General features: G+C 35.3%; 12 protein-coding genes. 6 read left to right on the top strand and 6 right to left on the bottom strand.

Annotated features, from left to right (window positions below):
• The first annotated feature begins 139 nt into the window (after nucleotides 1-139).
• Entirely contained in the window at nucleotides 140-1,429 is a 1,290-nt protein-coding gene (locus OQ292_RS12400) for an aminopeptidase P family protein (RefSeq protein WP_284682448.1), read from the top strand.
• A 60-nt stretch (nucleotides 1,430-1,489) separates the two neighbouring features.
• Here the strand turns inward: OQ292_RS12400 and OQ292_RS12395 are convergent, their stop codons facing one another.
• Nucleotides 1,490-1,921: a T9SS type A sorting domain-containing protein gene (locus OQ292_RS12395; protein WP_284682447.1), complete on the bottom strand. Its 432-nt coding sequence runs from the start codon at nucleotides 1,919-1,921 to the stop codon at nucleotides 1,490-1,492.
• Nucleotides 1,922-2,235: 314 nt separating this feature from the next.
• Nucleotides 2,236-3,342 (bottom strand): YheC/YheD family protein, encoded by a 1,107-nt coding sequence (locus OQ292_RS12390; protein ID WP_284682446.1) that lies wholly within the window; start codon nucleotides 3,340-3,342, stop codon nucleotides 2,236-2,238.
• A 112-nt stretch (nucleotides 3,343-3,454) separates the two neighbouring features.
• Between OQ292_RS12390 and OQ292_RS12385 the strand changes: the two genes are divergently transcribed.
• Nucleotides 3,455-4,450: an IS701 family transposase gene (locus OQ292_RS12385; protein ID WP_284682445.1), complete on the top strand. Its 996-nt coding sequence runs from the start codon at nucleotides 3,455-3,457 to the stop codon at nucleotides 4,448-4,450.
• A 45-nt stretch (nucleotides 4,451-4,495) separates the two neighbouring features.
• Here the strand turns inward: OQ292_RS12385 and OQ292_RS12380 are convergent, their stop codons facing one another.
• The 3 genes from OQ292_RS12380 to purD all read right to left on the bottom strand — a co-directional run bounded on the left by OQ292_RS12380 (nucleotide 4,496) and on the right by purD (nucleotide 9,497).
• Nucleotides 4,496-6,784 carry a patatin-like phospholipase family protein gene (locus tag OQ292_RS12380; protein WP_284682444.1) on the bottom strand — a complete coding sequence of 763 codons (2,289 nt, stop codon included), beginning with the start codon at nucleotides 6,782-6,784 and terminating at the stop codon, nucleotides 4,496-4,498.
• A gap of 232 nt (nucleotides 6,785-7,016) precedes the next feature.
• Nucleotides 7,017-8,156, bottom strand: coding sequence for a 5-(carboxyamino)imidazole ribonucleotide synthase (locus OQ292_RS12375; RefSeq protein ID WP_284682443.1), 1,140 nt, complete (start codon nucleotides 8,154-8,156; stop codon nucleotides 7,017-7,019).
• A 69-nt stretch (nucleotides 8,157-8,225) separates the two neighbouring features.
• Complete coding sequence (gene purD / locus OQ292_RS12370; RefSeq protein WP_284682442.1) at nucleotides 8,226-9,497, bottom strand: phosphoribosylamine--glycine ligase; 1,272 nt, start codon at nucleotides 9,495-9,497, stop codon at nucleotides 8,226-8,228.
• 99 nt (nucleotides 9,498-9,596) lie between these two features.
• Between purD and modA the strand changes: the two genes are divergently transcribed.
• Entirely contained in the window at nucleotides 9,597-10,361 is a 765-nt protein-coding gene (gene modA / locus OQ292_RS12365; RefSeq protein ID WP_284682441.1) for a molybdate ABC transporter substrate-binding protein, read from the top strand.
• Here modA and OQ292_RS12360 read toward each other — a convergent pair.
• Nucleotides 10,358-10,801: a tetratricopeptide repeat protein gene (locus OQ292_RS12360; RefSeq protein ID WP_284682440.1), complete on the bottom strand. Its 444-nt coding sequence runs from the start codon at nucleotides 10,799-10,801 to the stop codon at nucleotides 10,358-10,360. The genes modA and OQ292_RS12360 overlap by 4 nt on opposite strands.
• Nucleotides 10,802-10,947: 146 nt before the next feature.
• Between OQ292_RS12360 and OQ292_RS12355 the strand changes: the two genes are divergently transcribed.
• From OQ292_RS12355 to OQ292_RS12345, 3 genes are all read left to right on the top strand, one after another.
• Nucleotides 10,948-11,757, top strand: coding sequence for an MIP/aquaporin family protein (locus tag OQ292_RS12355; protein WP_284682439.1), 810 nt, complete (start codon nucleotides 10,948-10,950; stop codon nucleotides 11,755-11,757).
• Between the two features lie 143 nt (nucleotides 11,758-11,900).
• Entirely contained in the window at nucleotides 11,901-12,653 is a 753-nt protein-coding gene (locus OQ292_RS12350; protein ID WP_284682438.1) for a DUF6089 family protein, read from the top strand.
• Nucleotides 12,654-12,808: 155 nt separating this feature from the next.
• Nucleotides 12,809-15,616, top strand: coding sequence for a TIR domain-containing protein (locus tag OQ292_RS12345; RefSeq protein ID WP_284682437.1), 2,808 nt, complete (start codon nucleotides 12,809-12,811; stop codon nucleotides 15,614-15,616).
• Nucleotides 15,617-15,683 lie beyond the last annotated feature (67 nt).

The raw sequence follows: 15,683 nt of genomic DNA, 5'->3' as shown, positions 1-15,683 counted from the left end.
GGCGATCTACAAAATGAGATATATAACTTTTCCTTTTAAAGATTAATATCCAATTAAAAATCTATAGAATTTTTTCGAAAAGTTGCTAATTATTTAATTTCAGCCACATAATTTTTAGTATAAATTAACAATATATAATATGAAATATGCTCCACTCCAATCCAAGTTATTTGTTAAAAACAGAAAAAACCTGTCTAAACTGTTAAATCCTGAGTCGCTAGTAGTATTTCATTCTAACGATATTACACCAACAAGTGCAGATGGGGTGCGACCTTTTATCCAACAAACAGACCTTTTTTACTTAAGTGGAATCGATCAGGAAGAAACAATTCTCCTTCTTTTTCCTGACTGTCTAGAAGAAAAACACAGAGAAATTCTTTTTATCAAAGAAACCAGTGAACTCATTGCCATTTGGGAGGGACATAAACACACGAAAGATGAAGCACAAGAAATTTCTGGGATTAAATCAGTTTACTGGCTAAGTGAATTTGATAATATTTTTCCAATGTTAGCCTTTGAAGCCCAAAATATTTACCTCAATACCAACGAACACGCCAGAACCATTCCCGAAGTAGAATCTAGAGATAACCGATTTTTAAAACAATGTAAAGAAAGGTTTCCACTACATAACTACAAAAGAGTGGCTCCGCTCATGCAATATTTGCGAGCCATTAAATCTGAGTACGAAGTTGATGCCATTCAAACAGCTTGTGATATTACAGAAAAAGCCTTTAGAAGAGTTTTAGGATTTGTGAAGCCGGGAGTTTGGGAGTTTGAGGTTGAAGCTGAAATTATACACGAGTTTATACGCAACCGATCTAGAAGACCCGCTTATGATTCTATTATTGCATCGGGTGCCAGTTCTTGTATTTTACATTACATTACAAATGACAAGCAATGCCAAGATGGAGACTTACTCTTAATGGATTTTGGATGTGAATATGCCAACTATGCGGCTGACCTTACTAGAACAATTCCGGTAAATGGTAAATTTAGCCAAAGACAAAAAGATGTTTACAATGCAGTTTTACGAGTGCAAAAAAAAGCTATTGAAATGCTTGTGCCGGGTAATTATTTAAAAGACTACCAAAAAGAAATTAGTTTAGTAATAGAAAAAGAATTGATTGACCTTGACTTGCTCGATGCCCAAAAGGTAAAAGATCAAAACCCTGATCAACCCCTCTACCGAAAATATTTTATGCATGGTGTTTCTCACCACCTTGGTTTAGATGTGCATGACTATGGAAGTACTAAAAGAAAGTTTGAAGCTGGAATGGTGCTTACTTGCGAACCGGGAATATATATTAGAGAAGAGAATATAGGTATTAGAATTGAAAACAATATTTTAATTACCAAAGATGGCAATGTAGACTTAATGAAGAATATTCCGCGAGAAGTGGAAGAAATTGAAGAAATTATGAATGCTTAAAAAATAAAAATGCCAGCCCAAAAGGCTGGCATTTTGCTTAATTATGAAATGGTTTTAAAATTACTCACTCACTATCAATTTCTTCGTTTTAGAAAAATTCTCTCCCTGCATAGATACTGACAGGAAGTACAATCCTGGAGCAAGTTTCTGTTCTGGATCAATCTTAAAATGGGAAAAATCTGAACCAGATTGAATATCTTTTGTAAGTACAATTTTACCAATTGTATTATATAGTTTAATTTCTAGTGCTGCTTCTACACTGTTTGTGATCTCTAAATTGATTGCTCCTTCTTTGTAAGGATTAGGATAGATATTAAAATCAAAGTCATCGAAAGATGCTTTAACTTCCTTTACAGGTAGTCGATCATTTTTTACATCATCTGCAGGTTTAACCTCTGCTTTAAGGTAGAATGCTTGTATCAGGATTAAAGCAGTAACTGCATACTGCAATTTGAATTTTCTACTGATATTTCTTGTAATAATTTTTTTCATAATTAAGCTTATTTTAAAGTGTAAAAATATTTTAATGTGTTGAATTGTAAAATCTACTTCTGACCAACAAGGCTTTTTTATTGATCAATCTATTTTTATTGGTTTTATATTATTTTTCTGTTTTGGTAACCTCACTTATATATATGCTAAAAGTAATGATCAGGTTGCCCGTTTCCATTTTTTTAACTTTTTTTTACATTAAGTGAAATTTTTTCAATTAATTCGTATAACGAAGACGCATCAAATAAATAAAAGGTTGGATTGGTTTGAAACTTTTTTAAATATTTACCAAATTTCTTCCTTGTACCATTTCTTTAATTATTCATATTGTAAGAATACTTAATTGGCCACTCTACACAAGTCTTTCTCATCTGCCTGTATTTCTTACTTAATGCCGGGTTCTGCACCTCATATCTATCAGCAATTTTTGTGAACAACCACCGCCCAGGATTTGCATTGGCTTCTAAAATAACTGGTTCTAATTTTTCATTGAGAAGAATGTCAAAAGCAATTTCACATATACACCCAAACTCCTCTTGCAATGCTTCTGTAATTTTCAGACATTTTTTCTCAATTGCCTGTTGCAGTGTTATTTTGTCTATTGGCTTATTTAACAATATTTCTATCTCCTCGTAAGCCAAACCAAAACCTCCTGCTTTTAAATTAGAAACCAGACTTTCTTCATTTCCAACCCTTATACCTAAGCCTGTTATATTATAAACACCTAAACCATCATTTTGTACTATACATCTTAGGTCAAATGCACTATTTGCTTGTTGAAATGACTTTATCTCAGGCTGAATTACATAGTTAGGTTTGCAATGAGACTTAAACTTTTCAAAAAAGTCACTAGAGTTTGAAAATTCTTTTTTGCCTTCATCAAAAAAAATAAACTGATCTTTTTCCTTTTTTAAAACAACAATACCTCTTCCGTTAGAAGCTTCACAAGGTTTTATGTAAATACCTCCAAAATTATCTAACCATTGACTAACTAGATCTTTATCAAGTGCTTCACTTGACATGCTGGGTATATCAACTAATTGCTTTTTTTCTAAGAATTGATGAAAGGCAAACTTATTTCTAAGCAAATGAACTAAAGGACGTGGATTTGCAAATTGGCAGCCTTGTTCCAAACAATAGTTTCTGTATTGTTCAGCTTTCTTGTACAATTCTTCATCAGGGGTGCTAAAGCGATCATAAATAAATTTCGGTAACTGAAATTCTATATCTACCCAACTATTATCTACAAACTCATAGCCCATCAATACATCTGAATAGCTCTGCTCAAGTGGATCTGCAAAGTAAATTTGCAAACCAAGTTCATTTGCAAACGACATTATTTCTTCAAAGAAAAAAGTTTGCAGCCCAAATGGAGGAAATGGCTTCTGTTTTCTGGCAGTAATCAGTATGGTACTTTTCATTTCTCAAAAAAAGGAAATCTGAGTAAATAGATTATAGGACTTACGCAATATTAAATTTCTCTAGCAAAAATGCTCAAAATTTGAGAGATTGTTTTTTTTAATACTAATTTATATGGATAAATCTCTGTACATATCATATCTTCTCCATACTCACAGGAATTATACCTGTACCCACATGGCAGCCCATTCTATGGATGTCAGTCATGACCAAGTCACACGTTTTCTAGCCCATTCTAAATTTACCTCTTCCGACCTGTGGGATATTGTCAAGGGCCATCTCCAAGATAGCGCAGACTCATTTATCCTTGTCGATGACAGTGTTCAGGCAAAGAGGTATTCCCGGTATATAGAATTGGCCAAAAGGCAGTACTCAGGCAATGAGCATGGCCTAGTCAATGGGATCAATCTGGTAAACATGGTACACAGCAATGGCATTGATGGGGATTACTATCCTATCGATTACCGAATCTACCACCCAGAAACGGATAAGAAGACCAAGAATGACCATTTCCAGGAGATGTTCACCCGAATGACCATGCGTAAAGACCTGAAAGCCAAAAAGATACTTTTTGACAGCTGGTATGCTTCCATGGACAACCTTAAGCTTGTGCACAGAAGCGGCTGGACATTCTTCACTACCCTGAAGAGCAACCGCCAAGTCAGCCTATCCAGAGACACAGGGATGCAGGCTGTGGGCACAGTCGAGCTTTCCGGTAGGCAACTGCTGGAAGGCGTACAGGTCAAACTCAAAAAATACCCTTACCCCGTCAAATTATTCAAGATAGTCTCCCTAAACGGGGACATTGAATGGGTGATCACAAATGATCTATCGGACAGGATGAATGTATTTGAGGCCGAAAACGAATCCCAGATCAGATGGCAGATTGAGCAGTTCCACAGGGAATACAAACAGCTTACAGGCTCTGAGAAGTGCCAATGCCGAAAGGCAATCTCCCAGAGGAACCATCTAGCTTGCTGCTACCAGGCTTGGATAGGGCTGAAACTCCTTGCAAAACAGTTGAAAACAACACTCTATCAAATCAAAGTACTTCCGTTCAGCAACTATCTTAAACAGATTCTTGCTAATCCTATTATCATTTTAACTTAAATGCGTAAGTCCTAGATTATATACTTCTTAAAGAAAAGATTTCGCTTAATCGAAAGGTTTTGGGTTGAACAAAATGTAGCCAACATTAAATAAGAAACCGAATTTATAATTTGGATCATCATAGTATATTAAACTGGCACTTACTGGCCCAATTAAACTATTAAATACCAAACTGCCAGCACCCATAAACCTTGGTTTGGGAATACCATCGCTAAAAACCAATTGTTGATTCTCACCTTCTTCTAAGGCTCTAGCCGCTTGAAAACCGTAACCTTCGAGCCTAAGGTTGGTATTTTTTATTAGAGGAATATTAAACACCAAACCACCTGCTATATAATTATAAGCCCTGTAGTTTTGAAGAAAAAGAGTTTTACTATCAATTAGTGGTTCAAAAGATGGTGCATTTATTAAAGAAGATTTGTAGTTTTTAAGTTTAGGTTGATTGGTAAATTGCCCTTCTAACAACCAGCCAACACTCATTTTATAACCATAGAATCTTTGTAACTTCATTTTTAGCACTGCCCAGTTTCTGCTGCTTTCTGAGTCTACGTCATAATATGAAGTAGTACCTGGTTCATGAATTTCTTTACCAGCAAAATACTTTAATGATACAGAAGACAACTTACCATTTGTAGGGAAAACTGAGCGATTTAGCGAGCTATGTAGAAATTTAGCATTAAACAATGCACCTCTAATTCGAGTAACATCCAAATTATCTGAATTACTAAAGTTTTCAGTATTAAAATAATTATCAGTATCTCTTATATAAGCTGCGCCTAAAATAAAATTAGAATTACGCTTGATAGTAAAACCAACATTTCCACCCATATATCGGTCTATTCGCTGTATAAATGCACTTTCGTTACTTTTTAGAATTAGCTCTTCTGCATTTACATATTCCCATCTGTTCAAGTTAAAAATACCTTCTAAATAAATCGGAGTTACCGAAGGATAATAAGCTCTAAACAGGCCTCTTACAGAAGTATAAAATCTACCAGCATAGGTATTCACTTTAAAATTATAAAGTGCCCGGTTTAAATAACTATAATCTAGACCCGCATAAATCGAACTGATACTTCTTGAAGATAAATTACCACCAAGACCTACTTTAGCTTTATTTCTTGCATTTACTTTTAGATTTAGATCGTAGCTATCGTCTTCTCTTTTCACAAAGCAAGGATAAACATCTCTAAAATATTCATTCGAAATTAACCTGTAATAACTTTTTAAAAGCTGCTTATTATCGAGGTCTTCCCTGTTTTTCTTAATTACATTTTTTACAAATCCCTGTTGCCTTTTGTTAATTCCGGTAACATCTATGTGCTTAATAAATACTTCTTCCTCTTCCCTTTTTTTAAGGTTTTCTAAAGCAAATGGCAACCTCTGCTGATCTCCCGTTTTAGCCAGAATAGAATCCATTTTTTCCATAGTGGCATCATAACCCAACTTGATTAAATCTTTTACTGCTGGAAAATCAGTTGCCGTATAATTCTCTAAGTCAGGCTCAATAAATACATCTTCTTCATTTAATAAGGCTGGGTCTGAATTATCTAGTAGAAAGTACTTTAAAGCATTGGAGATCAGTGCATCATCATTATCATAAGGATATTCTTTAAAAACTTTTGATGAAACATTTACTCCAAGCACTACATCTGGGTTAAACTCGTCGCGCATTACATCAACTGGGAAGTTATTGTAAATTCCTCCATCGTATAAATACCTATTTTCAATTTTTACAGGTCTAAAGAATAAGGGCACAGTCATAGAGGCGCGAACGGCATCATTCAAATATCCACTTTTTAAGATTACAGCTTGTTGTGTAAAAATATCTGCTGCTACACTTCTAAATGGAATTACAAGACTATCGAAATTAAATTTACAGGTTTCTGATGGTTTAAACAGATACCTCGCCAGTGCAAAATTAAGCGAAGCATCATCTACAAAATTGGAGTTTACAATTGCCTGAAAGTTGGAATCTAAATCGACATAAAATGCAACCGCTTCAGCCACATCAGGCTCCATCGCATACTGATACTTGTTTTTATCTAGTAGTTTTCCCGAAGACCACTCTTGAAAATCTTCTGAAAGTACGATTTCTTCTATCTCACTTGCTGAATAGCCGGCAGCATAAAAACCTCCAACAATAGCCCCCATAGAAGTACCAACAATATAATCTACAGGTACTTTGTGCTCTTCTAAAGCTTTTAACACACCCACATGTGCGAGCCCTTTAGCACCACCACCACTCAGTACTATACCGATTTTTTTATTTTCCTGAGCAAGTAAAGTATTTGTAAATAAGAAAAGTAATAGGATGATTGGTATTTGCTTCATAGCTTAAAAATACAAGAATATTTCTCCTTTAGTAAGTTCGTTTTCAGCTAATTATAAAAAATACTCTAATTATTTCTGATCAAATATAGCTATCTAAATATAATTATCAAGATAGATGTAAGGTCACTGCTTCTTAATTCCAATACTTAAATTTTGGAAAGAGGTTGTTAGAACCTAAAAAAAATAGCAAAGCCAAATTGACTTTGCTATGAATTTATATAGTAAACAATTTTTACTTACTGATAACTTTGCAGTAGTTCTTTACCAACTCCACTTTTTCTGCTAACTCAGCTCTAAAAGAACCTGTAATGGTAACATGCCCCATTTTTCTGTATGGCTTGGTAATTTTCTTACCATACAAATGCACATGAACTCCTGAAACAGCAAGAATCTTCTCAATTCCTTCGTAATGTGCCTCTCCTTCGTAACCCGGCTCACCTAATAAGTTTACCATTGCAGATGGACACATTAAAGCTGTATCGCCAGCAGGTAGATTTAAAATGGCTCTTAAATGCTGCTCATATTGCGAAGTAATATTAGCCTCAATCGTTTGATGACCACTATTATGAGGGCGTGGTGCAATCTCGTTGATTAATACATTTTCTTGTTGATCTACGAACATCTCAACAGCCAATAAACCAACAAAACTTAACTTATCAACCAGGCTTAAAGCCAGTTCTTTTGCTCTTGTTTCAATCTCAGGTTTAATTTCTGCTGGTGCAATTAGATAATCTACTAGATTTTGTCCTTCGTGATACACCAACTCTACTGCAGGAAATGCACTTGTTTCACCATCTATATTTCTAGAAACAATAACAGCAATCTCTTTTTTGATATCTACTGCTTTTTCTAACAATCCTTCTCCCGGAAGTGCTTTTTCTATATCTGCTAGTGAGCTTATTTTTTGCACTCCACGACCATCGTAACCATCGCGCGCACTTTTCTGAAATGCGGGTAAGAAAGATTCGTGTTTGGCTATATCTGCTTCACTTTCTAACAGTACAAATTCTGAAGTCGGGAAGCCATTCTCTTGATAGTATTTCTTTTGCAAGCGCTTATCCTGAATCATGCTGATTATTTCAGGTTGAGGGAAAACTTGTACACCTTTCTTCTGCAAATCTTTAAGTGCTTTTGTATTTACCTTTTCAATTTCGATGGTTAATACATCTAAGTCTTTCCCAAACTCCATTACCTGATCGTAATCTTGTAAAGAGCCTTGCGTGAAAAAAGGAGTTAGTTTGCTACAAGGAGCTTCTTTATCGGGATCAAGAATATGCAAACTGATATTTAAATCCATTGCAGGCTGAATCAGCATTTTTCCCAACTGACCTCCACCAAGTACACCTGCTTTTAAACTGGTAAATGCTTTCATTATCTTTCTAATTAACAAAAAACAAAAATGCCTGTATAAAACTTAGTGTCATTTTATACAGGCAGGTAATTAAAGATCAAATCCTATATCTTTTCTATAATATTTACCTTCGAATTGAATTTTCTCGGCAGCTTTATATGCTTTTGCCAAAGCATCGTCTTTATCGCTACCATAAGCAGTTATCGATAATACTCTACCTCCACTAGTAACCACTTCGCCCGCTTCGTTTTGGCTAGTTCCTGCATGGAATAAGATTACATCTTCAGTATCATCGAAGCCAGTCATCACCTTACCTTTTGGATAAGAACCCGGATAACCACCAGAAACTAACATAACTGTAGTAGCCGATTTATCTTCAATTTCTAAGGTTTGAGAGCTAAGCGTTCCATTAGCAGTAGCTTCTAATAAATCCATTAAGTCCGTTTTAATTAATGGTAAAACTACTTCTGTTTCAGGATCACCCATTCTCACATTATATTCAATTACATATGGCTCTCCTTCTACATTCATTAAACCAATAAAAATGAAGCCTTTGTAATCTATTTGCTCTTCTTTTAAGCCAGCTATAGTAGGTTTAACAACCTTCTCTTCAACTTTAGAAAGAAACTCTTTATTTGCAAAAGGAACTGGTGAAACAGCACCCATACCACCAGTATTTAAACCAGTATCACCCTCTCCTATTCTCTTGTAATCTTTTGCTTCTGGGAAAATCACATAATCACTTCCATCTGTTAGCACAAAAACTGAAAGCTCAATACCAGACAAATATTCTTCTACCAACACACTCTTACTTGCCTCGCCAAACTTGCCATCGAGCATTTCTTTTAAAGTTGCTTTCGCCTCGTCTAAAGACTCAGTAATAATTACACCTTTTCCTGCTGCTAAACCATCTGCTTTTAATACATAAGGCGCTTTTTCTGTTTCGAGGTAAGCCAAACCTTCTGCTAAAGTTTCTTTCGTGAATGTGCCTGCCTTACCTGTTGGAATACTGTATTTTTCCATAAAGTTTTTAGAAAAATCTTTACTTCCTTCAAGCGCTGCACCTTGTGCATCAGGACCAATTAATTTGATACTGCTTAGCTTTTCATCAGCTTTAAAATAGTCGACAATGCCTTCTACCAAAGGTACTTCTGGGCCTACAACGATCATGTCAATATCGTTTTTCAAAGCAAACTCTCCCAGTTTTTCAAAGTCGCTAACTCCTATAGCTACATTCTCGGCTATAGCTGCTGTACCGGCGTTTCCGGGCGCTACAAACAATTTATCAACTTTGGCACTTTGCTTTAGTTTCCAGGTAAAGGTATGCTCTCTCCCTCCAGAGCCAACTATTAGTACATTCATGTTGTTATATATATTTTTTATAAATTCAGGCAAATATCAAAAAATTAGAAGCAAAGGGGAAATTAAAAATCATAAATTGGAGAGAATTACATCAATGCTATGAAAATCATAAAAATCCTATTAACCAGCTTAGCTGCTTTCACATTAATTAGCGCTGCAAATGCTCAACAAACTATTAGAGTAGCGGTTGCAGCCAACTTGGCTTTACCCATGCAACCAATTAAACAAGCTTTCGAAAAACAACACCCAGATGTTAAAGTAGAAATAATCTCTGCTTCTTCTGGTAAACTCACTGCTCAGATAAAAAATAAAGCCCCTTTTCACATATTCATTTCTGCAAATATGTTTTATCCTGAAAACCTGCATCAAGATGGAATTGCTAGAAATACTCCACAGATTGTTACTTATGGCAGGTTGGTATTTTGGAGTAAATCAGCAGTAAGTGAAAATAATATTATTTCATTTTTGAATGAGAGTAATACGAAAACCATTGCCATAGCACAACCTGAACTTGCTCCTTATGGAGCTAATGCTAAAAACTGGTTGATGCAACACGATAATTGGGAAAACGTGCAACCTAAAATTGTATATGGTGAAAGTGTCGGCAAAGTAAACCAGTATATTTATTCTGAAAGTGTAAATGCTGCTTTTACTGCTGCTTCTGCCATGTATGGCAAACAATTAAAAGATAAAGGACACTGGCAAGTGGTAAAAGATTGGCAGGGAATTCCCCACGGAGGTATGGTATTAAATTATGGGATTGATCATGAGACAAAGGCTTCTTCCGATTTCTTTAAGTTTTTATTCTCACAAGAAGCCCAAAAGGTTTTTGACAGCTTTGGATACGACTCAACAGAAAATTAATTCTTTTTCTCATGTGTGATAATTCGCTGAATCATTTCCATACACATATTCATCCTTTCCATTAAATCTATAGAAAAAGGTTCTTCCATTCTTTCGTCTAAATGATAAAAAATGCGAAGTGCCTTTTCGTAGCAATCTTTACTTTCTTGATACTTATGGGAAACAAAATGTACATCGCCTTCTAGCATGAGCAACTCTGCCAATACATTGAGTTGAAAAGGAGTTAGCTGTCTGTGATCTTCTAATAAAATCATTAGATCTTCGAGAGGCATATTTAAAGGCACGCTCACATCAAAGTCGAAACTATCTCTACTAATATCATTAATTATCTGGATAGCCTCATTGTAATATCCGCCTTCCATCAACTTCTTAATACTCTGCTGCACCTTTTTAAATTCGCCAATCAGTTTTTTAGTTAATTCCTGCTCTTCGTTCATCATTAGTTAAAACTTTAATGTCAGTTTTAATAACAGAGAGGATTTTTATTTATGATGATAAAGAGGGAAAATTTGAAGCAATCGGCAAAAAAATTAAGCCCTGTTTAGCCATTTTTGTATATTGCTCTTATAAATTGAAAATGAAAAATATGAACAACTTTACTGCTGAATTACTAGGCACTATGCTATTAATTATACTTGGAGGTGGAATTAATGCTGGTAGCTCTTTAAAAAACTCTTATGCTAATGGGGCCGGCTGGCTCAGTATCTCTTTTGGTTGGGGACTTGGCGTAACCATGGCAATTTACGCTGTAGGCCAAGTTAGTGGCGCACATATTAACCCCGCAGTTACACTTGCACTTGCTTTCAACGGATCTTTTGAGTGGAGCGAAGTACCTGTTTACATTAGCGCTCAAATGATTGGTGCATTTCTAGGAGCCACAATTGTATGGCTTCAATATCTCCCACACTGGAAAGCCACCAAAGACACAGGCACTAAACTTGGTGTATTTTCTACCGGCCCAGCCATAAAAAACAACTTTGCCAACCTTGTAAGCGAAATGATAGGCACTTTTGTATTAATCGTAGGCTTGTTAACTATTGGGGCAAACACTTTTACCGAAGGCTTAAATCCTTTTATTGTAGGCTTACTAATAGTCAGTATCGGGCTTTCATTAGGTGGTACAACTGGCTATGCAATTAACCCAGCAAGAGACTTAGGGCCAAGAATCGCTCACTTCATTTTGCCTATTGCGGGCAAAGGGAAATCTAACTGGTCTTATGCCTGGATACCAGTTGTAGGACCTTGTATTGGTGGAATTTATGGAGCTGTGTTTTATACAGCTTTTTTTGAAGGTAATAAAACCACCACATTCTGGATACTTAGCCTGCTTATTGCAATAATACTTTTAATAGCCTGGTGGAGTGAAAATAAAAATAATGTGACTCAAAACGGATAATTTTACAGAGATAGATTCGTCAACATATAAAAATTGATTTTTTAATCTGATTTTACTGTATGCTAATTCTTAAGAAGAATATTTTTTTCACTTTGATATTGATCTGCACAATCGTTTTTTCTCAAAATACAAAAGCGAATATATTGGACACAGATTCACTTCAGAAGAGTTCTTCTAATATTAATCTATCTCCACAAGAAACTTTTAGAGGAAAAACTGGGCAACCTTATTTTAAGAAATATGCCCATCCTCTATTGAGTCCATTTAGTTACCGATTAGGTTTAGGTATTACTGCTTATGCTGGTGACTTAAGTAAAGCACCAGACTTTGCTAATCAAAAAAATCACCTCACTCCATTTATTAGTGCAGGTTTGGTTTACAGACTTACCCACTTTGTAAGCTTTAGATTAGAAGCAGCAGGTTTCCAACTTTACTCCAAACCCGAAGGTAATTCAAGCACACAAGTAGGTTTTAATTCTTACAATGCAGAAGCTTATCTGGCATTGGTACATGAGTTTATTCCTAAAAAGAGTATAGAAAGCTATGCAAAAAAAGCTTCGCCATACATCTATGGAGGTATCGGCGGAGTTTTATATAACCCCAAATCTTTGGATGATGACAGCAACCTGCTAACAACCGAAGACACAACTTTTTCTAACAAATCGCTCATGATTCCTGCCGGACTTGGCCTTAAGTACTACATCCACGAAAGTATCAGTATCGATTTGGAAGGTGGCGTTCGTTTCACAAAAACTGATATGCTAGATGGCAACATTCCCACAGGTGATAACACCAAAAACGATATCTACTTTACCTTAGGAGTAAAAGTAACTGTACAGATTATGACTAAATACAAGTACAAAAGGCATCTGAGAAGGCAAGTTAAAAATCGATGATGCCTTAAAAGCTTTTCTCTAATAAAATCTAAAAATACCTTCTGCGTTAGGTCTGTGGCAATGTGAATCAAGCATTTAAACACAGATAGATATTTTTTGCCACTTTTTTAGTCAGGCTAATAAAGCTATTATACACAGACATTTCCAGAAGAACTATGCCAAGGGAAATATTGAATTACGCAATAGGTCAGGATAAAAAAAATAATATTGATGATATTTTTATTTCCTACTCCAGAAGAGACCTTTCTTTTGCTTCATCTTTGGTAACTCAACTGAAAAATGAAAACATAAAAGTATGGTTCGATCAGAATGATATTCCTGAAGCAGTTAACTTTAGGCTAGAAATAGAGCGGGGAATTATTAATGCTCACAACTTTATTTTTATTATCTCTCCAGATTCAATTGTATCTCCTTATTGCAGAGAAGAAATTGAAAAGGCTATCTATTATGGCAAAAGAATTATTCCGGTTCTATACAGAATGCCCGATCAGGAAAGTGTGCAGATGGACATGCATCCGGCAGTACAAGATTTAAACTGGATATATCTAAAGGCAGGAGAAAATGGCATATTTAAACTCTGTGATTCAATAATAAATGCTGTGGAGAAACATAAAGATTATGTATCTCTCCATACTAAGCTATTAAACAAGGCTCTTGACTGGGTTTCTAACAAAAGAAAAAACGATTATTTACTGGTTGGGCAAGACAGGCTAGATGCAGAAGCTTGGTTAAAAATAAATTTTGAAAACGAGCACTCACCTTGCGAGCCTTCAGATATACATACAGAATACATTTGTGAAAGCGAGAAGAATGCTTTCAATCTGATGACGGAAGTCTTTATCTGCTATTCAACAGAAGATAAAGACCGGTTAGATACCTTGAGAAAGGTTTTAATGCGAAATAGTTTTACTGTATGGACAAACAGAACCGATATTCGCTCGGGAAAAAAGTTTGAAGAGGAGATTATTAGAGGTATTGAAGGAGCGACAAATTTTATATTTTTAATATCACCCCATTCTGTAAAATCTGAATATTGTTTAAAAGAACTTGATTACGCTTACCAACTCAATAAGCGAATTATCTCTATAATAGTTGAAGATACTCCTAGCGAGAGTATTCCTTCTTTTATTCACTCTTTACAGTTTTTAGACTTTAGCAGGTCTTTTTCGAACAAAGCCATTTTCGATGAAAGATGCGATGAGCTTTTACATGAGCTGTATTCAGATGCTGAATATGTTGAAAGGCATAAACAACTTCTGGTAAAAGCACTCAAATGGCAAAAGCAAAATGCCAACATGAGTATTTTACTAAGAGGTAAGAATCTGGAATTGGCGAAAGCTTGGCTTAAAGAAAGTGAGAGCAGAAAGAATTATTCTCCTGTTAATGTACATAGAGATTTTATAGTAGAAAGTGACTTAAGAAGTTTCTCTCTGCCTGTAGAAGTCTTTATTTCTTACTCTAGAAGTGATTCTGATTTTGCCAGAAAACTGAACGAATACCTACAACTGAATGGTAAAACCACTTGGTTTGACCAAGAATATATCTCTGCCGGAACTGATTTTAAAGAGGAAATTTTTAAAGGAATTAAAGAGGCAGACAACCTTCTATTCATCATTACTCCTCACTCTATAAGATCGCCTTATTGTGCAGAAGAAGTTGAGTATGCGGTAAGACTCAATAAAAGAATCATCACTGTTTTTTACAACTATGTGGGCGACCAAGAAATGCCTCTTGACTTGGCAAACATCCAGTGGATTGAGTTTAGACCAGGTGTTAGAGACTTTCATACCAGTTTTAGCGAACTGCTTCGAACGCTAGATATCGACAGAGAGCATGTGCAATTTCATACCAAACTTTCTAAAAAGAGTTTGGAGTGGGAAGCAGCCAACAAAAACCACGAATTGCTATTAGGCGAATCTGAATTGGCAATAGCAGACCAATGGGTTACAGATTGTAAAAACGAGGGAAAAGAACCTGCTCCTACTCAGTTGCAATTACAATTTATAAATGAAAGTAGAGAAGCATTAGAATCTGCCAGAAATAAGGAGAAAAACAGACAAAAAATATTAACAGGGCTGATCTCAGGAGCTCTGTTAATTACTGTTATTTTCTCCATTTTCATTACAAGAGCCTACAAAAACATTACAGAATCTAACCTTGCTAGGTATGAAGTTGTGATGAAGATAATGGGACAGCTAAAAGCTCAGCAAGTGGAACAGCATTTTAGCCAGATGGAAGCAAACCTAAACTTCCTTAAGTATTCTCCCATTATTGTAGATGATTTGAGCAGAATGACTTATTGGAGTAACGATCACGCTTACAACCTTACTTATAATCCACTATACCAAGGCAAAAGGATGGATTATAATCATATTATCCAGCCAATTAGGAGCAGTAATCATTATGAAGATATTATACTTTCTGATAGAAACGGAAGGGTGATTTACAATACCAATCAGAATAGCAATTTCCAGATTAATGAGGCTAAATTAAACTTTACTTTTAGCAGTAAACCTGAAAATAAAGATACCATCAATTACATAACAGATAACAGCAACATGACTGTTGTTACACCAATTTACGATAGCTTACAACAGTGGATTGGTAATGCCTTGATTATTATTAATGTTTCTGATTATTTGAAAGAATTGCTGCAAGATAATAGTAAGATTCTTGGCGAAAATGGTGAGATTATTATATGCAGTAAATCAGGTAGTGATATTAGCTTGCTTACACCCATAAACTATTCTGAGATTAAAGAAATACCTTATATCATTCCTCCGGAAAGAGGTGGTTTTGATGCGATAAAAAGAGCCGCATACATGAATTCCGGTTCTGAAATTATTACAGATTACAGAGGTAAATCTACTCTAAACTATTTTACCTCAATCCCTAAAATGAAATGGGGAATTGTAATTAAAACTGATATTGAAGATATTGAGAAAGAACAATCTGTTTTCTAACTATTAGCAATAAACAGGAAATAAAAAAGCAGACTTGAACTAAACAAGCCTGCTTTTTTTATAAAAT

It is taken from the genome of Chondrinema litorale (genome assembly GCF_026250525.1).
GTDB lineage: Bacteria > Bacteroidota > Bacteroidia > Cytophagales > Flammeovirgaceae > Chondrinema > Chondrinema litorale.
This window is presented reverse-complemented; position numbering and strand designations above follow the sequence as displayed.

Bases quoted from the DNA above. Each gene is read 5' to 3' on its own strand.
- OQ292_RS12380 (WP_284682444.1), bottom strand. From the start codon at position 6,784: ATGAAGCAAATACCAATCATCCTATTACTTTTCTTATTTACAAATACT.
- OQ292_RS12355 (WP_284682439.1), top strand. From the start codon at position 10,948: ATGAACAACTTTACTGCTGAATTACTAGGCACTATGCTATTAATTATA.
- OQ292_RS12345 (WP_284682437.1), top strand. From the start codon at position 12,809: ATGCCAAGGGAAATATTGAATTACGCAATAGGTCAGGATAAAAAAAAT.
- modA (WP_284682441.1), top strand. From the start codon at position 9,597: ATGAAAATCATAAAAATCCTATTAACCAGCTTAGCTGCTTTCACATTA.
- purD (WP_284682442.1), bottom strand. From the start codon at position 9,497: ATGAATGTACTAATAGTTGGCTCTGGAGGGAGAGAGCATACCTTTACC.
- OQ292_RS12360 (WP_284682440.1), bottom strand. From the start codon at position 10,801: ATGATGAACGAAGAGCAGGAATTAACTAAAAAACTGATTGGCGAATTT.
- OQ292_RS12385 (WP_284682445.1), top strand. From the start codon at position 3,455: ATGGATAAATCTCTGTACATATCATATCTTCTCCATACTCACAGGAAT.
- OQ292_RS12375 (WP_284682443.1), bottom strand. From the start codon at position 8,156: ATGAAAGCATTTACCAGTTTAAAAGCAGGTGTACTTGGTGGAGGTCAG.
- OQ292_RS12390 (WP_284682446.1), bottom strand. From the start codon at position 3,342: ATGAAAAGTACCATACTGATTACTGCCAGAAAACAGAAGCCATTTCCT.
- OQ292_RS12400 (WP_284682448.1), top strand. From the start codon at position 140: ATGAAATATGCTCCACTCCAATCCAAGTTATTTGTTAAAAACAGAAAA.
- OQ292_RS12395 (WP_284682447.1), bottom strand. From the start codon at position 1,921: ATGAAAAAAATTATTACAAGAAATATCAGTAGAAAATTCAAATTGCAG.